Source organism: Pseudoalteromonas sp. SR41-7, assembly GCF_014163935.1.
GTDB classification, from domain to species: Bacteria; Pseudomonadota; Gammaproteobacteria; order Enterobacterales; family Alteromonadaceae; genus Pseudoalteromonas; species Pseudoalteromonas distincta.
The window spans coordinates 64166-85392 of sequence record NZ_JACJEF010000005.1 but is presented as its reverse complement, the minus strand read 5'-3'; the positions used below and the strand labels follow the sequence as shown (position 1 = coordinate 85392).

Here is a 21227-nt window from a genome sequence, read left to right as displayed (position 1 = left end):
ATTAAATGCTACCTAAGGCGTATATTGTATTCAATAGTGTAAGTTTGTGTAAATTTCTCCTTATTAAGATTCATTATCAGCGCATTTTAATTTAGAATGATCGTTCACTCTAAACTAAAAGGTATTTAACATGCAGCGTTCCCGCATCGCTTTATTTGTATTATCAGCCCTCGTCGGTTCTGTTGCTTTAACTGGTTGTGATCAGGCTGCTGAGCAGTCACAAGCTTCAGCTCCTCAAGCTGTGCCAGTGGGTGTACTGACATTAAAAAGCCAAGCGCTTACTCTCAAAAAAGAACTTCCTGGGCGTATCAGTGCATTTCAAATTGCTGAAATTCGCCCACAAGTAAGTGGTATTGTGCAATCTCGTTTATTTGTCGAAGGTAAAGAGGTTAAGCAAGGCCAAGCACTGTATCAAATAGACCCAGCTACATTTGAAGCAGACTTAGCAGCAAGTGAAGCGAGCGTTGCACGCGCAGAGGCAAGCATCGCCAGCTCTAAATCAAAAGCATCACGTTACGGCGAACTCTTAAAAATCAAAGCAGTGAGCCAACAAGATTTTGACGAAGCGGATGCTGCGTACAAACAAGCAAATGCTGAATTATTAACGGCTAAAGCGCAGTTAAAATCAGCACAAATTAACCTTGATTACAGCCATGTGTCTTCCCCTATTAGTGGTCAAATTAGTAAATCAAGCGTAACAGTGGGTGCACTTGTAAGTGCCAATCAAAGTACAGCACTTGCTACAGTAACTCAGTTAGATCCAATTTATATCGATTTAACACAATCGAGCAATGAGTTGACGCAACTTAAAAAAGCGATTGCATCTGGCCGTTTAGGTATTGATGCAAACAGCCAAACAGATGTTGAATTAATAATGGAAGATGGCTCGGCGTATTCTCACAAAGGAACGTTGCAGTTCTCAGAAGTGACTGTTGACCCAAGTACCGGCTCTGTAACTTTGCGCGCTAAGTTCCCTAACCCTGAAAAGCTATTATTACCAGGCATGTATGCACGTGCATCTATTGTTGAAGGCGTTAAAGCGGATGCGATTTTAGTACCGCAACGTGGCGTTAGCCGTAATTCAAAAGGCGAACCAACAGCAATGGTTGTCAGTAAAGACAACACAGTAGAAAGCCGCGTATTAAAAGTAGATAGAACTATTGGTTCTGATTGGCTTGTTACTGATGGCTTAAGTGATGGCGATAAGTTAATAGTTGAAGGTTTACAAAAAATCCGCCCTGGTGCACCTGTGAACCCATCTGAAATTCAATCGTCTGCTAAAGCCGATCAAGCTCAATAACGGAGAGTTTTAATGTCACGATTTTTTATCGATAGACCGATATTTGCTTGGGTACTCGCTATTGTAGTGATGCTAGCAGGTATTTTGGCTATACAAAGCTTGCCAATTGCACAGTATCCGTCAATTGCACCGCCAGCAATTAGTATCACGGCAACGTACCCTGGTGCATCTGCACGTACGCTTGAAGATACGGTTACGCAAGTTATAGAGCAAAAAATGAAAGGGCTTGATGGCTTACTTTATATGTCATCAACGTCTGAGTCGAGCGGTTCAGCAACGCTTACTCTTTCGTTTAGCGCCGAAACAGACCCTGATATTGCACAAGTTCAAGTGCAAAATAAATTAGCGACAGCAACACCACTTTTACCTGAAGAAGTACAAAGGCAAGGTGTCGTTGTTGCAAAGTCTGCGCGTAACTTTTTGATGGTATTAGGTTTTGTGTCTAAAGATGGCAGTATGACCAACATCGATATTGGTGATTATGTATCATCAAACGTGCAAGATATTGTTTCACGTGTTGAAGGCATAGGTGAAGTGCAATTATTTGGCTCACAATACGCTATGCGAATTTGGTTAGACCCTGCAAAGTTACAAAATTATAAGCTTACACCTGCTGATATTAGTGCATCAATTAGTGCGCAAAATGCACAAGTATCTGCCGGTCAACTTGGCGGTATGCCTGCCGTTGATGGTCAGCAACTTAATGCAACGGTGACAGCGCAAAGTCGTTTACAAACGGTCGAGCAGTTTGAGAATATTTTAGTAAAAACAAATCCTGATGGCTCTTTTGTCCGCCTTGAGGATGTTGCACGTGTAGAGTTGGGTGGCGAAAGCTACCGTGTTGTAGCACGCTACGATGGACAACCTGCTTCGGGTTTAGGTATTAAATTGGCCAGTGGCGCGAATGCACTTGATGCAGCGGCAGGCGTTAAAGCCGCAATTGAAGAGTTAAAACCTTATTTTCCTGAAGGGTTAGATGTAGTTGTACCCTATGACACCACACCATTTGTATCTTTATCAATTGAAAAAGTAGTTCATACGCTTATTGAAGCGATTATTTTAGTGTTTGTCGTCATGTATTTGTTTTTACAAAACTTCCGAGCAACGCTTATTCCGACCATTGCCGTGCCTGTGGTATTGCTTGGTACGTTTGGTATTTTGTACACCTTTGGTTATTCAATCAATACGTTAACCATGTTCGCGATGGTACTTGCCATAGGCTTACTTGTGGATGATGCGATTGTTGTAGTCGAAAACGTTGAGCGCTTAATGACCGAGGAAAAACTCTCGGCACTTGAAGCTACGCGTAAATCTATGGATGAAATTAAAGGCGCGTTGGTCGGTATTGCCATGGTACTTTCTGCGGTATTTATACCAATGGCATTCTTTAGTGGCTCTACCGGTATAATTTATCGTCAGTTTTCTATAACACTCGTATCGGCGATGGGGTTATCTGTTTTAGTGGCTCTTATTTTAACGCCAGCATTATGTGCAACGCTTTTAAAACCAAGCCATGTACATAACAATAACACGCTATTTGGCCGATTTTTTACAGGCTTTAACCGTGGTTTTGATAAAACAAACTCAGGTGCACAAAGTTTTGTGGGCCGTATGCTTACGCACTCTAAGCGCTATCTGCTTATTTATGGCGTGATTGTGGGCGGCATGGTTTATGTATTCTCAAGCTTACCAACGGCATTTTTGCCTGACGAAGACCAAGGTATTTTGTTTAACCAAGTGTCATTACCGGCAGGCTCCACAACACAACAAACACTTGAGGTTGTTAAAAAAGTAGAGAACCATTTCTTAAATGATCAATCCGAAGCAGTAAACGGTATTTTTACCGTGACTGGTTTTAGTTTTGCAGGTTCTGGCCAAAACTCAGCGATTGCGTTTGTTAACTTTAAGCATTGGGATGAGCGTCAGCGAGATGATTTATCTGTTAAAGCGGTTGCAGGTAAAGCAATGGGCTACTTTTCAACAATAAAAGAAGCCTTTGTTTTTGCCTTTCCGCCACCTGCAATTGTTGAGCTGGGTACGGCCAATGGCTTTACTCTCTTTTTACAAGACCGTGTTGGCCTTGGACATGATGATTTATTAGCGGCAAGAAACCAATTATTAGGTATGGCGAGCCAAAGCCCAATTTTAGCGGGCGTACGTCCAAATGGACAAGAAGACATGCCAGAACTTCAACTTGATGTAGATTTAGCAAAAGCTGAAGCACTTGGTGTTTCACAAGGCGATATAAACAGCACGCTTGCCACTGCTTGGGGGAGTAGTTATGTAAATGACTTTATAGACCGTGGTCGCGTGAAGAAAGTATACCTACAAGGTGATGCGCAATCGCGTATGGTGCCTGAGGATCTAAACAAGTGGTATGTGCGCAATGATAATGGCGACATGGTGCCGTTTTCAGCTTTTGCTAGCTCGTTTTGGACATACGGTTCACCACGCTTAGAGCGTTACAATGGTTTTTCAGCAATGGAGATTCAAGGTAGTGCAGCGCCAGGTTACAGCACGGGACAAGCAATGGATGAAATGGAGCGATTAGTTAAACAGCTGCCTAATGGTATTTCGTCTGAGTGGACCGGTATTTCATTCCAAGAGCGCTCAAGTAGTGGTCAAGCACCCTTATTATATGGCTTATCGCTCTTGTTTGTATTTTTATGTTTAGCCGCGCTTTATGAAAGTTGGTCGGTACCATTTGCGGTAATGATGATTGTACCACTGGGTATATTTGGTGCGATTATGGCAGCGCTTGGCGGTGGCTTATCTAACGATATTTACTTGCAGGTAGGTTTGTTGACCACCATTGGTTTGGCATCTAAAAATGCGATACTGATTGTAGAGTTTGCGATTCATAAAATGGAAGAAGGGCTTGGCTTAGTTGATGCGGCTATTGCAGCTGTTCGCCTACGTTTGCGTCCAATACTTATGACTTCGATGGCCTTTATTTGTGGTGTTTTACCGCTTGCTATTGCCTCAAGCGCGGGTTCTGGTGCGCAAAATGCGTTAGGTATTTCGATTATTGGCGGCACACTTGCATCATCAATATTAGTTGTTGTTTTTGTACCGTTATTCTTTGTGTTAGTGCGCCGTGTATTTCCTGGCAAAGCTAAAGAGACTACGAAGGAGAGCGCAGAATGAGCATTAAAACATTCAGCCTAAGTGCAATTGCTTTATTGGTGCTAAGTGGTTGCCAATTAGCGCCTGAGCAAAAAGACCTTGCTCTACCAGTATCTGATGCTTATGCATCAGATACTGGGCAAACCGCTGCGCAGCAATTAAATTGGCAGCAGTTTTTTAATGACGAAAAACTACAAACGTTAATTAGTCAAAGCCTTGAGCATAACAAAGACATGCAAATTGCAGTGCTTAATGTGCAGCGTGTGCGTGGTTTATATCAAATTGAAGACTCTGCTTTGTATCCATCCCTTGATTTAAATGCATCTGGTACGCGCCAGCGTTTACCGGCTGACTTATCAGGTACTGGCGATGCAGCTATTAGCTCGCAATACAGTGCAACAGTGGGTATTACCTCTTACGAGTTAGATATTTGGGGCAAAGTACGCAATCAATCAGCGCAAGCACTGCAAAACTTATACTCTACAGAGCTTAGCCAATACAGCACGCAGGTGTCTTTAATTTCAGAGTTGGCAAATGCGTGGCTAAATTATGCAACTGATTTGCAACTGCTAGAGCTTGCAAAAGAAACGCTTACCTCTCAGCAAGAGTCATTATCGCTTACGCAAAAAAGCTTTGATTTAGGTGCGACGTCTTCAATTACTCTTGAGCAGCTTAAAAGCACAGTTGCTACGGCAAAAGTAGACATAGCAACGTACAAACGTTTGTTAAAGCGTGATAAAAGTGCCTTAGATTTATTAGTAGGTAAATCTGTTTCAGCTGATTTACTGCCTAATAAAGACCTGACTAACTTGATCAGTATGCCAGAAGTACCCGTTGGTTTACCGTCTGATCTGCTATCACAGCGCCCTGATATTAAAGCCGCTGAGCATTTAATGCTTGCTGCTAATGCCAATATTGGTATTGCTCGAGCGGCGTTTTATCCAAGCATAAGCTTAACAGCCAACGCGGGGTCTGCTTCAAGTGACTTAAGTGGCTTGTTTGATTCAGGCTCTGGGACATGGAGCTTTGTGCCGACAATTAGCTTACCTATTTTTAATATGGGACGTAACCAAGCAAATCTTGATGTAGCAAAAGCAGATCAAGAAATTGCAGTGGCAACGTATCAGCAAAAAATTCAAAATGCGTTTCGCGAAGTTGCCGATGCACTTGCTGATAGAGAAGGTTACCAAGAGCAATTAAGTGCCCTTGATATGCTTATAAGTAGTCGACAAATCACGTTTGATTTATCAAAAATGCGTTACGAAAAAGGCGCAGATAGCTACTTGCAAGTACTTGATGCTCAGCGTACGTGGTACGGCGCGCAGCAGCAGTTAATTGCGGGTCAGCAAGCGTATCTTGCGAGTCAAATTAACTTGTACAAAGCGCTTGGTGGCGGATGGAATGTAGCCAGTGAAACAACTCAGGAAGAGAAATAATATTTGCGGCTTTTAAAGCCGCATTACATATTTATATGGCGAGACTATTTATAGCTCTTGCTTTACTGAGTTTATGACTTGGTAGTGGAGTTGAACATGAAGCCTAAAGCAAAAAGGCAAACAGATCCCGCGATAGCACTTGCTAGGCGTGAGCAAATTTTAACAGCTGCTGCAGAGTGTTTTCGCCGTAAAGGTTACCACGGTGCAGGTATGGCAGAAATATCTAAAACGGCAGGGATGAGTGCAGGGCATATTTATAATTACTTTGAAAGCAAAGAAGCGATTATAGAAAGCATTATTGAAAAAGACATGGAAGAAATGTTCTCTATCTTTCAAAAGTTTGAAGATCACCCTGGTGATGTTTTGGCGGCTCTTTTAGATGGCTTAAATATTGGCGTGCAAAGACACATGGATACAGGCTCGTGTGTTATTGATTTAGATATGATGGCAGAAGCGGGTCGTAATATTAAAGTTGCTACTCTTTTGCGTGAAACCGATATTCAAGCAAGAGGGCGCATGAGGCAGCTTTTAACAAGCGAGCGAAGTGCGCTCAAAGACATTGATGAGCGTGAACTTGAAAGCCGAATTAATGTTATTTTTTCGATGATGGCAGGGTTATTACTTAGAAAGTTACTTTACCCTGAGCTAACCGAAGAAACGGTACTCATAGCGCTTCGCCCTGCGATGAAAACATTACTGATGCCATTTGATAAAGCGCAGTAACGCTCAAAGTAAATAACTAAAAAGTAAGCTAGCCAATATTTTGGCTAGCTTTTTTATTTATACTATTTAAAAACGCTCGATTGACCACTGAAGTGCAACAATTGCGATAGCAACGGAGCCCATTGGCATTAACCATTTTTTATACCAAGTGTAGTGTCGTACATAAATGAGTATTGGTAAGGCTATCAGTAATATACTAAGTTGACCGATTTCGACGCCTAAATTAAACGCCAATATACTGAGCAGTTGATAGTCGCTCGACAGGCCAAGTTCGCCAAGTACGCTCGCAAATCCCATCCCATGTAGTAAACCAAAAGCAAAAGTAAGCCAACCTAAACGAAGTACCAACGGCCACACATTATTTAATGCTGCAAATAAAACCGATATAGCAATTCCAAGCTCTACCCAGCGACTATTTGGTGATACAAGGTTCATAGCGGTGGCGGTAAGCGTAATAGAGTGCGCAAGCGTAAACGCGGTTACTATCCATGCTGTGTGTTTAATAATGTGTTTTTTAGAGCTAATACCTTGCCATGCTTTATTGCTGCGTTTTAAAACACAGGTAAGTAACAAAGCGATTAAAAATAAAATATGATCAATACCAATCCAAATATGTAAAACACCTTGGTAAACGTATTGATTAAAGGTACTTAAATAACTTGTTTGTTCAAAGCTGAACGTTTGTTGTGCCTCATTGATATTAAATACACGAGATACACCGTTAATATTTACGATGGATTTATGGTTAGCATCAGTTTTGAAAAAAGCGGAATAGGAAAGGGTGATTGCTTCATTGTCATCACAGCTAAACTGCAGCGGAATAACCAAATAAGGTTGGTTAAAATGGTTATCTAGCTGATAGATACCTTCACTTTTTAAAGGGCATATTTGCGCGCTTTGCGTGATATTTAAATTTTCTTTAATGAAGTTATTAATTGAGCTGCGTTTTGCTTTTATTTCTGTCCACGAAATTTGGCCGTTTTTATCTAAATCCAGAGGCACTGCGTGCTCTAAGTCGGCAATATTTATTTGCCAAGTACCCGTGTATAGATTTTTGCTGGTGTCGTTATTGTTTTCGCTATTTAAGGTTATATAACTTGTACTTAGTTGATGGGCAAAGCTGTAAGTTGAAAAAATGCACAGCATTAAAGTGAGTATAAATAGATAAGGCGTTTTCATAGTGTATCTCGTTGCATCGCTTTTGCTTGAATAAGTAATTGCTCATCGGTGCTCATTTTAGCCTGCTGCCAATTAATATGAGCCCAGTAAAGTGCTTTTTCGCGATTTGGTTGTACATCAAGGTAATATTTAGCTAAGTCACTTGCATGAAAAGAATCTTTACGAAGCTCTCGTAGCGTAACTCTTTGCGCCATTGCATTTTGCCATTTTTTATCGCGTTTATTTAGTTTTTTTTCTGCGATTGAAAGCCTTAGTAAAATAGCATCTTCTAAATTACTTTTATCTGGAAGCAGTACGCTTAATGTATTTAATACTTGTTGAGGTTGATTTAGCGCAATTTGAATATCGGCCCATAACACAATGAGGCTCACAGGAGCTTGAACTAAATCTACGCTTTGTAAGTGAGACAAAGCTTGCTTGTAGTTACTTAGACGGTAGCTCATTTCACTTAAAACATGGTTTGTAGCTAAACTAGTTTGATTATTGTTTATAATTTTAACTAATGTTTGGTAGCTGTCTAAAACGCTTTCATGCTGGCTTTGTACGTCTAGTACACAAGTGCTAGCAGTAATGGTACTTACTTGACCAATCAAGGCAACACAGTGTTGTTTTGCCTTTGTAAATTCACCTTGGGTCATCAATATATTGGCCAGTAACAAATGGCTATTACTGTGCTTTGGCTCGGTAATCAAAACGTTGTTGGCAACGTTAATTGCTTCGTCAAAAAGGTGCTCTTTTTGTAAAACACGAGCATATAAGTAACCAATTTGAGATGAGGGTGTTTGTTTATATAGCTGGGCTAAACGGGTCTTAAGTAGCCCCTGTAAACGCTCTGTTTGGCCTACATATTGGCTGTTAGTGACTAATGTATTTATTTCCTCAACAGACAGAGAAGCACTAAGCGTTGAATTACTGTTAGCAATAACTGCGTCATCTTTTGGAGTATAAGGAGCCGCACTCACCGCGAAAGAGGTTAAGCAAATAGCAATAATAGTGAGGGGTTTAAGTACTGATAAATGCATTATAAATATCCTTTGAAAAAAAGCCATCCATGGCCTGTCAGCTTAATGACTTGGTTAGTTACCGCTTGTAGAAATTAATCCATCAACATCGGTATCAGTGTTTGTAAACACCCGACCATTAACAGTTAACGGCTCTGCATTTGGCGCTTGGTTAAATGCATCGGTTGCAAATTGAGCAAAGTCAACTTGCAGCGCCTCAATCGTAATACTTACTGTTGCAGTAACTTGCGAATTAACGCCATCACTTACACCAAACATAAAGCTATCTGAACCTGTTGCTTCTTTATTAGGTGTATAAGTAAAGTTACCATCACTGTCAACATTAACAGTACCGAGCATTGGCTCACTTGTTAACGAGTAAGTAAGTGAGTCGCCATCATTATCGCTTGCGTTAAGCATATCGGTAATGCTTACTTCAGTTTGTGTTGTTAGCATTGCATCGCTTGCTGTAGGTGCGGTGTTTACAACCGGTGTAGGTTGTTTTTTATCATCATCGCTACTACATGCTCCCAATGTTAATGCACTGAGGAGAACACAAATATGGGTAGTTTTTAAATTACGCATTATTTTACTCCTTATTTAGAGCCAGCAAGTGGTGTTGCAAGGTATGGGAATGTTGAGTCCATCATTGTTGCATCAATAGGTGCGCCGTCTGTAAATGGCACTGTGCCTGTATTAGCATCCTCTGGTGCACAAAGTCCTAAATCAGTGTCTTCACCATTTACAGGAATCGGATGACATAAACGACCCATCACAACACGAAGTGCAATATCAACCACATCATCACCCGGGCGACGACCATTTGGGAAGCCGGCTAAATCATTACCCGCTACACCAAATGCAGATTGATCAGCTTGCGCTGTTGCTGCAATGCCTGTATTTAAACGCAGCATTTCCGAAGGTGTTACAGTTGCTTGCTGATTAACGCCTGCAAAACCCGTTAAAAATGCAGTGATTAAATCAGTACGCGGGAAGTTAGTGGGTGCCAGAGTTTCTAAGTTTGCGTCAAGGGTCGTATTAACAGCATCTTTAAACAAAATGTTTAATAACTCAGGTAGTGCTGGGTGAGATACATAATCTAAAAATTGTGCATCGTCTTTAGGGTGCGCAGTAGAAAATGTGTCTTTGTCTTTAATGCCAATTACAAGCTCATTTACAAGCGGGCTACCTAGGCGTGAAACCTGAGTTAATGCACCACCGTTTACCGCATTATTAGCAAATTTAGCATTGGGGTTTAATACACGTGCTTGAGGTAAGCTTGCTGTTGTCCACGAACCTATTACGCCGTTACCTTCACCGACAATACAGCTTTTAGGTATTTCGATAGCGATTGATGTTACGTTTTTATCTGCAAGGTCGTCATTATCAGCTGATTGCGTTATACCACCTGGAAAACCACCGCCGTCACCAGCACCAGGGGCGCTATCACCTTCTACAGGTACATAGTTTACTAAATCAAATGTTTTACCTAGGTTAACTACAAACGGGTCTTTACGCTGTCCTACAAAAACTTGTGCCATGCTCTCACAGTTAGGAATTGAAACCTGATACACAAATTGGTCAGCATAAGTTTGATAATCGCTCATTGAACCAAATGTTTTATTACCCACATAATCAAGCGGTTTAGAAAATGTGCTGGAGTTTGATGCAGTGTTATTTAATAGCGTTGTTTCGCCAGTACGCTGCGCGCCGCTTATCATGCTTACTGTGTATGATTCGCTAAAATTTGCAGCGCTGTTATCTCCGGCAGATACACCGCCTACATTTTTAAGCGGTACAGACACGGTGCGTTGATTACCTTCAGGTCCAACAGTTAATTGCACACCTTGGTTATCATTAGGAAGCATGCTTTTAAAGTTAAACGCAAATGTAATATCTTCAACAGCATCGCCGTCGTTATCTATATGAATGCTGTAAGTAGCATCTGGGTCCATTGCAAAGTAATTAGGACCGCCGTATGCATCTTGCAGCGGGATGTAATTAGCAATTAATGTGACGTAATCGTCACGACCTTGCTCGTAACTATTAAATACATAAAAATCGGTAGAATCTAAAGTCGGGAAACGGCTTATATTTGGCGCTTCTCTGTGGCTAGACGCTTCACTTGGTGCACTTATAAACGTACTGCATACTACTACTGCGAGTATTGATGGAGTTAAAGCTTTCATGACTTTGTCCTTTAGTTTTGATTGAAGTCGTAGTTAATAACGGGTGAGAGTTCAGTATGGATGCAAAAAAGTTAAAATGTTTTTATTTTTTGTTAAAAACTTTAAGGAAAGGTTAGCTGCTTAATGTAAGCAGCTAATAAAAGGCTATAAAAGTAGAGCTACAGGAGTATAAGTTCTGTAGTGTATAACACCTCGGTTGGTGATCCATTTGGTGAACCACCAATAGGTTCTAAACTCACTGCTAGTAATGCAATATCACTTGCGTTAAAACGGTTATCTTTTAATAATATCTTGCTACCTTGCTTGGGCAGTAAACCCAATGAAATAGGTGTATCTTGCCCTTTTAAAATCATCCACAGCTCGTAATCTTTATTGGTTTGGGCAACCAATTGGCTACTGGCTTTAATTGAAAGCCCTTGCTCGCTTACATCAATAAACCACAATGATTGCTTGTCTTGATTTTGAACCAAGGCAATTTGTTGTGTTTGAACAACATTAGTAGAAGGTTGAATAATCAAAAAGGCTAAAACAATACATGCAGCTGTTGCAACAAAAGACCATGTACGCCAAATAGAAGGCTTAGTATGTATCACCGTTTTGGTGGGTTGTATTTGGTTTTCAATACGCTGTAGTATATTTATCCATACATCGTCACGTGGCGTTTGTGGTGTAATAGCACTGGCCAAGTTATTTAGGTTTTGCTCCCACATAATTGTTGCTTCACGTGCTTGATTTGAGTTAAGTAACAGACGCTGAAAACGCTTACGGGCAAGCCCTCTAAGTGTGCCAAGCACGTACTGCCCAGCAAGCGCGTCTAATAGTTCGGGTTTATTATAATTCATAATGTTAAACACCTTTGTAGCTGCATAAGCCCACGCCTGATCCAGCTTTTAACTGTACCTAAAGGCGTTTCTATATGATCCACTAACTCGCTATGACTCAGCCCCTTATAATAAGCTAAGTGAATAGCTTGTTTTTGTTGCGGCTCAAGCTGTTCGATACAATTGACCAGTTTCGTTTCTTCATCGTAATTAACGTCAACACTTTCATTTTCATTTTCATTTTCATATTCGTCATCGCCTAACGACTGCTCTTTTCGTACTTTGTGATAGCGCAGTGAGTCAAGACTTCTATATCTGACTATACTTATCATCCAACTAATAACGGTGCCTTTAGAGGCGTTATATTCAGATGCGTTATGCCAAATTTTTATAAAAGCGTCTTGTAGTGCCTCTTCTGCATAAGCCCTGTTAGTGAGCATATTTAAGCTAATAGCAAAAAGTTTGCCGCTAGTTTGTTGATATAAACTTGAGAAAGCATTTTTGTCTCCTTGTGCTGTTGCGCACAAAAGAGGGAGTAAATCATCGTTATCCATAGGGGTCCTGTTTTTCTTATTATCATTGAGTAAACGGTTGAGGGTGTGATTTGGATGCAAAAAAATTTAATTGCCTTTTAGATTAGCTGCTTTATACGTAAGTACAAGCAATAATCGGTCAGTGTTTGAAATTTAGACGTGTAAGTATAATTTATTCACATGTTTGTAAAAAATGCACAAAGAGCGGTCTGTAGTAGATTTTAGTTTATTAATTACTATATATATCAATGGCCTATTGTTCGCGTTTGAATTTTAAATGGCATTTATATGGCGTGATATTTGCAAAAGACTACTTAAAGCCGTTTAAATTAAGATTATAAATCGGCATTATTTTCACAAAGGAGAGACTATGTGGGCTGCAATTAGTTATTTACTATTAGCACTACTGCTTATTTTTATTGGTTGGGAAGTGAACTCTGTCTATTTTGCTATTGTTTTTTATTGGACTGCGCTGTCACTTTTATTAGTGAGTACCGCGTATATTTTTAATACAGCAAAAATATTTAGAAAGCGTGAAAATGGGGTGATCCCATTTTATATACGGTGGGCGTTTGTGCCATTTTTATTCGGTGTGCAAATTTATAATGCCTGGTCACGTAAGCGCGATAAAGTGCCGCCAATTCAACAAATAAACGAAAACCTATTTTTAGCTTGCCGATTATTTCCCTCAGATATAGACACATTAAAAGATAACGGGATTACGGCGATTTTAGATGTTACGTGTGAATTCGACGGACTCGAGTGGAGTTCAACACAAGAGAATATTAATTATTTAAACATTCCGGTGCTCGATCATAGTATTCCTACCCATTCTCAGTTAAATCAGGCTATTAATTGGATTCATCACCATATTAAAGAAGACCATCGCGTAGTCGTTCATTGTGCTTTAGGGCGTGGGCGCTCTGTTTTTGTCATGGCGGCTTATTTACTGAGCCAAAACAAAAATGCAGATGTGCATGAAGTACTTGCACAAATAAAAGAAACCCGCGAAACCGCAAATTTAAATAAGCATCAACTTCGCCATTTAGCTAAGCGACATAAAAAAGGCGAATTACTGATTAAAAACAAAGCCGTTTTAATTGCAAACCCTGTATCTGGTACACGATTATGGGAAGAAAAAGAGCACTTAATTGTTGCGCGGCTATCGGATTATTACGATCTGAAAGTACTCACTACTACAAAAGAAGTTAACGGTATTGAGCTGGCTAAACAGGAAATTGCGCAAAATCCGGATATTATTATCGCATGCGGGGGAGATGGTACGGTGGCCGAAGTTGCAAGCGTACTTGTAAATACACAATGTAAACTAGGCATCATCCCTATGGGGACTGCAAACGCCCTTGCGCATGTATTGATGGGTATTACCTCTAAATTTATTCCTGTTGAACAGGCTTGTGACTTAATTATAGATGGTCAAACAAGCATAATAGATACTGCTTATTGTAATAATGAATTAGTACTACTGCTCGCGGGTATTGGTTTTGAGCAATCAATGATAGAAAAAGCAGATAGAGAGTCGAAAAATAAGTCGGGGCAACTTGCCTATTTAAATGGTTTTTTTGAAGCGTTTGGCGAGCAAAAATCGCAGTTACTTAAAGTAAAACTCGATGATAATGAGCCAAAAGAAATATGTACTAATAGTTTTATTGTGGCCAATGCTGCGCCTTTTACAACGTTATTGGCTCAAGGTGGCGGGCAACCTGATCATAGTGACGGGCTACTCGATATAAATTGGTTAACACCAAATAATGAAGATTCAACCACAGTACTAAGTATTGCAGAGCTGATGTTTAGTAGCTTAACGCAAACACATTTAGCTATAAACTCTCATCATACAAATGCCAAAAGAGTAGAGGTTACAGGCGAAGGAGAGCTTAAGTACGTACTAGATGGTGAAGTTAAAACCGCTCAAAAACTAGTTATTACTATTGAGCCGGCTTCATTAAATGTGATTTGCAAAGAGCAATAAATCGCGTTAGTTATAATCAAAAAAGGAGCTAAATTAGCTCCTTTTTTTACATCACTTTTTAATTGATGGCCAAACAAACCCTGTTGTATCAGGCGCTTGAGAAGATGTTTCTCTTGGTGCACTTTTTGGTCTACGAATAGGCTTATTATTTATAGTGTGAATATAAAGTGCTTCCACTTTATCGCGAGCCCAAGGCGTTTTACGCAAAAACTTTAAACTCGATTTAATGCTGGGTTGATCAGTAAAACATTTAATTTTTACTTGCTCGCCAAGTGTTCTCCAGCCAAGTCGTTGTTCTAACTCAACAAGTATTTGTTCTAATGTTACCCCATGTAAAGGGTTTTTAGGTTGATTATTCATAGCCATACTACTTATTTAAACTGCATGCATTGTAGCTTAAATCAGCTTTTAGCGCTAATTCACAGTGATTGTTTTAGGAGCTGTTGGGTAAATAGCATTACCTTGCTTATCTATTTTAAGCCAAATGAGTTGGCTGTTACTGTGTTGGGGGGTTTTAGCACCACACAAAAGTGTAAAAGAGTGAACTTGTATTAATGCCCCTTCGCTATAGCGTTTGTTGTCGTACCAACAGTTAGCTTCTTCATTTACAAACTGGTTTGCATCAATAATTGAATGGGTTTTTAGCGTTGTTGCTTCACTAAGTATTGAATACGATAAGCTGCTAAAACAAAAGCATAGAATTAAAAAGTTACGCATTAGAAGCCTTTAAATAGGGAGGGTTAAAAATAATACATTAAGCTAAAAAACGTGCTAGTGTAAAGTACACAAAGTGATTTTAAGTATAAACTTAGTTATTCACAGAACAATAAAAAGGTGCACACAATGCAATTTAATCAAACAATGATCGAAGAATTCACACTATTAGCAAAGTTTCCTCGCGACAGTAAAATGCAGGGTATTAAATTACATTCAGACGCAGAGCCAAGCTTACTTAGCGCAGCGCAACGTTTATTTGAAAAAGGGATTATAGATAGCCCAGATGGCGGATATTTAACTGATCTGGGCTTAGATTTAATTGAGCACGTTACGGTTATTCATAGCGCGCTACAAAGTTAATCTAAATTAGCTTAATTTGCATCGGGTTGATTTTGCGGTGCAGCGTCATTAAATGCAGCTAATTTATTACAATGCTCGTAAATGGCTGCAATTTTTGGATAAGCGCTCATATCTACGTTAAAACGAATTGCATTAAATACTTGCGGCACTAAACAAATGTCAGCAAGTGTTGGTTGGTTACCAAAGCAGTAGTCATTATTTTCGTTTAGCATCAGTTCTATTTTTTCAAAACCCACTTCTATCCAATGTCGATACCATTTATTTTTAGCCTCGTTATCAACACCTAATTCGTTTGATAAATACTTCAGCACGCGTAAATTATTAACAGGATGAATATCGCAAGCAATGGCAAAGCTTAAGTTTCTTATTTGCGACTTTTGCCACGCAGTCCCTGTAATTAATGGCGATTGCGGATAAGTTTCATCAAGCCACTCAAGTATTGCAAGTGATTGTGCTAAAACACCATCATCGGTTTCAAGTGCAGGTAGTAAGCCTTGCGGATTAGTCGCTAAGTATTCCTTCCCAAGCTGCTCCGATTTTAAAAGGTTAACAATAGCAAGTTCATGATCGATTGCTTTTAAGTTAAGCGCTATACGCACTCTATAAGCCGCTGATGAGCGAAAGTAGCTGTATAATTTCATAATTAATCCTGTGAACCTGTAAATTGTTTTTTAATAGTACGCCAGCAATCGGTGTAATTTGGTTGGCGCTCTTTACCTTCTAATGCATATTTTGTCGGTGAAATTATATAGCGCGACTCAAACATAAAGGCCAATGTGTTTTCATATTTTTGTGGTGTAAGCTCAGCGTTTGAGGCTTTTTCAAATACGTCGGCTTCAGGTCCATGTGGCGACATACAATTGTGTAAACTTGCGCCACCAGGTACAAAACCATGCTCTTTTGCATCGTACACACCTTCAATTAAGCCCATAAATTCACTCATAATATTGCGGTGATAATACGGTGGGCGAAATGTATTTTCGGCTACCATCCAACGCGGTGGAAATATCACAAAATCGACATTTGCCATACCCTCAGTAGCAGAAGGAGAGGTTAGTACAGTGAATATAGAAGGATCGGGGTGATCAAAGCTCACTGTATTCATTACATTGAAACGCGATAAGTCGTATTTATAGGGCGCACTATTACCCGTCCATGCAACCACATCAAAAGGAGAGTGCTTAATTTCACAGCTAAATAAATTACCGTTAAATTTAGAAACAAGCTCAAAGTCACCCTCTTTATCTTCAAAGGCCGCTACAGGGTATTGAAAGTCTCTGTCGTTGGCATAACCGTTTGCACCAACAGGCCCTCGCTCTGCAAGCTCTAACGCATGGCCATAATTTTCACAAATATAACCACGGGCTGTATTATCAATTAAGTCAACTGAGAACTTAATTCCTCTGGGAATTACAGCAATTTCACCTGGTTTAATGCTTAACTTACCGCACTCGGTGTGAATTAATAACTCACCATGCTGAGGGACAAACAACATTTCGCCATCGGCATTGCAAAAGTAACGCCCTTGCATTGACTGATTAGCGACATATACATGAATGCCAATACCAGATTGCCCATTAGCACTGCCATTAGCAGCCATTGTTACTAACCCATCAATGAAATCAGTAGGCTGTGAAGGCATATCAATAGGATTCCAACGTAGCATTGTTGGTGGTGTTATGGCTTCAATGATTGGGGCTGTTCTTATTAGGCCGTTATCAATTGCTTGGTAATCACCTTGCACTACAGACGGACGAAGGCGGTAAAACCAAGTGCGACGATTTGAAGCGCGAGGAGCCGTAAATGCAGTCGAACTAAATTGCTCTGTGTATAAATCGTATTTAACTTTTTGTGGGCTAAATTGTCCTATTGGCAGTGCACCGGGTAGCGCTTGTGTTTCAAATTCATTACCAAAACCGGTCATATAACTTAATTGTGTCGCCATTACTGACTCCTGTGAGAGGGGGTTGGTTTAATATTATTTTTATTTCAGTTAAGATACTCTCAAGTGAGACTAATATCAAATGTGCAACTACGCATCCGTGTAAATATTAATGAACACTAAAGTAAGCCTTATAAAGCTGGGATAACTAAAAATGAAAATTGATTTAGCAACGTTTTTACCTTATCAATTAACGAATGTAGCAACACGTGTAAGTAATGACTTTGCCGAGGTTTATCAAACTAAATACGGTTTAAATATTCCGCAGTGGCGAATACTTGCTAATTTAGCGCAGTATGGTCAGAGCAACGCAAAGGATTTATGCACGCAAGCAAATATGGACAAGTCGACAGTGTCGCGTGTGGTAAAAGTTTTAATAGATAAAGGTTTAGTGAAAAGTGAGTTAAATGCACAAGATAAACGCGCGGCCTTACTTGTACTGAGCAAAGCAGGGCAAAACTTATATGAGCAAATAGCACCCGATGCACTGAATTGGGAAAAACAATTACTGAATACTTTAACCAACGAAGAATACGAAGTGTTAGTGGGTATTTTTGAAAAGTTAAATAACAAATTAAAGGCATAAAAAAGCCCACCAAAGTGGGCTTTTAAAAGATGTTTTAGGCTACAGTTCTAAATTAGAAAGTGTAACGAACACCTACACGCATTTGCCATACAGATGCATCAGTTTGTACTGATGTATTTGCATTATTCGCATTAAAGTCAGAGTAAACGTAACGACCCTGATCATCAAGTGATGTTGAAATCATGCTAGCGCCTACGAAAGGACCTTTCTTAAGTACGCCCCAATCGTCGTTTAACAGGTTAGTAAGGTTATCAATTACGAAGAATGCTTCACCTTTGTGACCTTCCATAAAGCCAGGAAGCTCTTGAGTTAACTTAAAGTTAAACTTAACAAACCAATCAGAGTTTTCTGCGTTACGGCTAGTTGTTTGACCACGTTCTAAACCATTTGATGCAATAAATTCATTGAATTCATTGATATCAGCAGCACTCATGTCGTAAACAACGTTAGGATCGTTTTCAAGTGGAACATACAATAGCTGGCGGTTACCATTCCAGTTTGAGTCACCGAAGGTACCGTCACTGCCATCAAATGTGTAGCTGTATGGTAAGCCTTTATATGCTTCACCGAATAGGTTAAAGCGAGTAGCAAACCCATCAACAAACTCATGAGTATAACCAAGAGTCATAGTAAAACGATGTGGAATTTCGTAATCAGATGAAGCAACACCTGGGTTACCTGGATCTGTAAGAGCAATATTACCGTAGTTTGAACCAGCTACAGAGCTTGTCATTGGGTTAACATCATCAGAATCTGTGTATGCATAACCAAAGTTAACGCTCACACCATTATCAAACATCTTGCTAACCGCTAATGAGATAACAGATGAATCACCGCTATCACCGCTCACATTTGTTAGTAAGTATTCGTTTTCACGACCTTCAATTGATTCGTATATAGGACGACCATCAAATGTAGTTTCGCCAGAATCTTGAAGTGCAATGTCACGCATTAATGCAGCATCTTTTTTCTTTGAATATAAGTAATCAAGAGAGATTACGTACTCGTTTTCAGTTGTGTACGTTGCACCAAGTGAGTATTTCCACTCTGATGGGATTTCAAAGTCTGGGTCAACAGCGTTTGCAACTGAATCGCCTGAGCCGATTACAGTGTCAGCTACTGCATCAAATTGAGACTGAGGTACTTCAAATCCTGGAGTACCATTATTTACATTAGGTGTTGCGAACAAGTCGATAGCACCAAACTGGTTTGCACTAATATTAGTAATGCCGTCGTTTGAGTAAGAGTTAGATAACCAAACATTAGGGTTACCGCCTGAGAACAAGCCAACGCCTGCACGTACTTCAAGTGCATCTGTAGCGTACCATTGGAAGCCTACACGTGGTTGAATTAGATCAATACCATCAAATGTACTTTGGTTACTGTAGCCATAGCGGTCAGTAAAGTTTTGATTTAAGTTAGGTACATCATCACTTGTATATTTGTCGTAACGTAGACCAAACGTGATGTTTGCATCTAAATCAGTGAATGAATACTCGTCTTGCACGTAAAATGTATGCTGAGCGTACGAAAAGCTTGCTGCTGCATCGTTTGGATCATTTGTAGCAGCTGCATTATTGTAGAAAATTGCACTTGCAATACCGTTTTCAAAATCATCAATATTGTTGAAACGGTATTCACCTTCAGTATGTTGAACGAATAAGTTAAATACATCTAACTCTTCAAACTCGTAACCAGCAGTAATTGTATGTTGATCTAGGTAGTAAGTACCTGCAACTTTAAATGTAGTTGTATCGTAATCTAAGTCATTTGATTGACGTGAGTCATCTGGACCAATATAAACTGTACCACCATCTTCGGTACGAATTTGCATTTCACCAAAGCTGCTTGCTGCATCTAGTGATTGTACTGTTGCATCTAGCTCAGACTTACCAATACGAACTTCAGTTGAGAAGTCATCTGACCAATCAGAGTAAACAGATGCAATGACTGAAGTGAATTCTGCACTTTGGTCATAAAAGTGGTTAGATAGTGATACACGGCTAGAGCCAGTATCAGACTGTGAAACAGTATTACCATCGTTGTAGTTATAGATTAAGTTTGCACGGTGATCTTCGTTGATGTTCCAATCTAGTTTAACTAAGATTTTTTCATCTTCAACAGGCATACTTGAAGGCATTCCGCCTACATCGTAACCATATACAGTTTGAGCAACGCTTGTGATACGCGAGATATCATCAGCAGTTACACTGCCACTGCTTAAACCATCGTAGTTAAACTGTTGAACACCTTCAAGTTTTTCATATGAAGTGAATAAAAATAGTTTATCTTCAATTAGTGGGAGACCTACGTTGAAGCCGTAACGTTTTTCAGTATAGTTACCGTTATCAACGTCATCACCTTCAATTTTATCACCCTTGAAAGAGTCGCTAGTGTAATCGTAGAAAACAGCGCCATGAACATCATTGCCACCAGATTTGGTTACAGCGTTTATGTTACACGATGTAAAACCACCGTATTGAACGTCAAACGGTGCAAGTTCAGCTGAAACTTGTTCAATTGAATCAAAAGAGAAAGGGGCGCGAATAGTAGGGTAACCATTTGAGCTTAAGCCGAAGTTATCGTTCATACGAACGCCGTCTAGCGTTAAGCTGTTGTAGCGAGGGTTACCACCACCACAGTTAATTGAACCACGGCTATCATCAATTGTGATACGTGGGTCGATACGGATAATGTCTTTTAAATCACGGTTAATAGCTGGTGTATTTTCAAGATCCGTTAGAGTAAATGTAGACGCCGGACCAGTACCACCAGACATAGCGCTAATTGGCGCGCCAGAAACTACAATTTGTTCCATGCTTGATTGTGACTCAAGAGAAACGTTTACTGGATAATCGTTACCAATATTAAGAATAATGTTATTGAATTCTTGGTCTGCATATACATCTGAATCAACAATTACTTTATAAGGACCGCCAACTCGCAGGCCTTTAGCTGTGAAATAACCTGCGTCATTTACTTCAGTTGTTTTTACTGATCCAGAAGGTACGTGTAAAATTGTTATTTTAGTGCCGGCTGCTGGGTTGCCGTTAGGCCCCATTACTTGACCTTTAATTGCAGAGGTCGTTTCGTTAGCCATTGCAGCGCCACTTACACCAACACATGCTGCAATAGCAAGTGAAAGAGCTGTTTTGCGTAATTGAGTTTTCATTTAATTTTCCCGTGTAGTTATTAATTAAATTTTTATATTTTTATTTTAAAATTTTTCAAAATAAACAGTTAAAGTTCATTTATTCAAAATCCGTTACTAGTGTACCTTATTTATTCGTTACAAATAAAATACAACTGCAATATATTTTTAAT

The 21227-nt window shown here is 39.8% G+C and carries 18 protein-coding genes; 7 read left to right on the top strand and 11 right to left on the bottom strand.

Annotated elements, in window-relative coordinates; translation table 11 throughout:
• Positions 1–130 precede the first annotated feature (130 nt).
• The 4 genes from H5092_RS08350 (at position 131) to H5092_RS08335 (ending at position 6585) form a co-directional block, all read left to right on the top strand.
• A complete protein-coding gene (locus tag H5092_RS08350; RefSeq protein ID WP_182720159.1) occupies positions 131–1300 on the top strand; it encodes an efflux RND transporter periplasmic adaptor subunit in 1170 nt (389 codons plus the stop codon).
• 12 nt (positions 1301–1312) lie between these two features.
• Entirely contained in the window at positions 1313–4447 is a 3135-nt protein-coding gene (locus tag H5092_RS08345; RefSeq protein WP_182733298.1) for an efflux RND transporter permease subunit, read from the top strand.
• Entirely contained in the window at positions 4444–5862 is a 1419-nt protein-coding gene (locus H5092_RS08340) for an efflux transporter outer membrane subunit (RefSeq protein ID WP_165742544.1), read from the top strand. The genes H5092_RS08345 and H5092_RS08340 overlap by 4 nt, the downstream gene beginning before the upstream one ends.
• A gap of 96 nt (positions 5863–5958) precedes the next feature.
• A complete protein-coding gene (locus H5092_RS08335) occupies positions 5959–6585 on the top strand; it encodes a TetR/AcrR family transcriptional regulator (protein ID WP_002959031.1) in 627 nt (208 codons plus the stop codon).
• A 66-nt stretch (positions 6586–6651) separates the two neighbouring features.
• Here the strand turns inward: H5092_RS08335 and H5092_RS08330 are convergent, their stop codons facing one another.
• The 6 genes from H5092_RS08330 to H5092_RS08305 all read right to left on the bottom strand — a co-directional run bounded on the left by H5092_RS08330 (position 6652) and on the right by H5092_RS08305 (position 12329).
• On the bottom strand, positions 6652–7764 hold the full coding sequence (locus tag H5092_RS08330; RefSeq protein WP_154902906.1) for a HupE/UreJ family protein: 1113 nt from the start codon (positions 7762–7764) through the stop codon (positions 6652–6654).
• Complete coding sequence (locus H5092_RS08325) at positions 7761–8786, bottom strand: hypothetical protein (RefSeq protein WP_182733297.1); 1026 nt, start codon at positions 8784–8786, stop codon at positions 7761–7763. Before H5092_RS08325 ends, H5092_RS08330 begins: the two co-directional genes overlap by 4 nt.
• A gap of 54 nt (positions 8787–8840) precedes the next feature.
• Positions 8841–9350, bottom strand: a complete 510-nt coding sequence (locus H5092_RS08320; protein WP_024600513.1) for an Ig-like domain-containing protein — start codon at positions 9348–9350, stop codon at positions 8841–8843.
• Positions 9351–9361: 11 nt separating this feature from the next.
• A complete protein-coding gene (locus tag H5092_RS08315) occupies positions 9362–10954 on the bottom strand; it encodes a DUF4331 domain-containing protein (protein ID WP_182712336.1) in 1593 nt (530 codons plus the stop codon).
• A 158-nt stretch (positions 10955–11112) separates the two neighbouring features.
• Entirely contained in the window at positions 11113–11796 is a 684-nt protein-coding gene (locus H5092_RS08310) for an anti-sigma factor domain-containing protein (RefSeq protein WP_182716340.1), read from the bottom strand.
• Entirely contained in the window at positions 11793–12329 is a 537-nt protein-coding gene (locus H5092_RS08305; protein WP_182716341.1) for a sigma-70 family RNA polymerase sigma factor, read from the bottom strand. The genes H5092_RS08310 and H5092_RS08305 overlap by 4 nt, the downstream gene beginning before the upstream one ends.
• A 349-nt stretch (positions 12330–12678) precedes the next feature.
• Between H5092_RS08305 and H5092_RS08300 the strand changes: the two genes are divergently transcribed.
• Positions 12679–14298: a diacylglycerol kinase family protein gene (locus H5092_RS08300; protein ID WP_024591821.1), complete on the top strand. Its 1620-nt coding sequence runs from the start codon at positions 12679–12681 to the stop codon at positions 14296–14298.
• A 51-nt stretch (positions 14299–14349) separates the two neighbouring features.
• Here H5092_RS08300 and H5092_RS08295 read toward each other — a convergent pair whose 3' ends face one another.
• Positions 14350–14658: a VF530 family DNA-binding protein gene (locus tag H5092_RS08295; RefSeq protein WP_024591820.1), complete on the bottom strand. Its 309-nt coding sequence runs from the start codon at positions 14656–14658 to the stop codon at positions 14350–14352.
• 54 nt (positions 14659–14712) lie between these two features.
• Complete coding sequence (locus H5092_RS08290; protein ID WP_002959040.1) at positions 14713–15015, bottom strand: DUF1496 domain-containing protein; 303 nt, start codon at positions 15013–15015, stop codon at positions 14713–14715.
• Between the two features lie 126 nt (positions 15016–15141).
• Between H5092_RS08290 and H5092_RS08285 the strand changes: the two genes are divergently transcribed.
• Positions 15142–15375, top strand: coding sequence for a TIGR02647 family protein (locus tag H5092_RS08285; protein ID WP_007375551.1), 234 nt, complete (start codon positions 15142–15144; stop codon positions 15373–15375).
• Between the two features lie 11 nt (positions 15376–15386).
• On the opposite strand, the gene maiA is transcribed toward H5092_RS08285, so the two are convergent.
• Both maiA and hmgA read right to left on the bottom strand, forming a co-directional pair.
• On the bottom strand, positions 15387–16016 hold the full coding sequence (gene maiA / locus H5092_RS08280; RefSeq protein WP_182724024.1) for a maleylacetoacetate isomerase: 630 nt from the start codon (positions 16014–16016) through the stop codon (positions 15387–15389).
• A 2-nt stretch (positions 16017–16018) separates the two neighbouring features.
• Positions 16019–17320, bottom strand: a complete 1302-nt coding sequence (gene hmgA, locus H5092_RS08275; RefSeq protein WP_182733296.1) for a homogentisate 1,2-dioxygenase — start codon at positions 17318–17320, stop codon at positions 16019–16021.
• A 151-nt stretch (positions 17321–17471) separates the two neighbouring features.
• On the opposite strand from hmgA, the gene H5092_RS08270 reads away from it, so the two are divergent.
• Positions 17472–17903, top strand: coding sequence for a MarR family winged helix-turn-helix transcriptional regulator (locus H5092_RS08270; RefSeq protein ID WP_182733295.1), 432 nt, complete (start codon positions 17472–17474; stop codon positions 17901–17903).
• Positions 17904–17955: 52 nt separating this feature from the next.
• Here H5092_RS08270 and H5092_RS08265 read toward each other — a convergent pair whose 3' ends face one another.
• On the bottom strand, positions 17956–21075 hold the full coding sequence (locus tag H5092_RS08265; RefSeq protein WP_182733294.1) for a TonB-dependent receptor: 3120 nt from the start codon (positions 21073–21075) through the stop codon (positions 17956–17958).
• Positions 21076–21227: the final 152 nt, after the last annotated feature.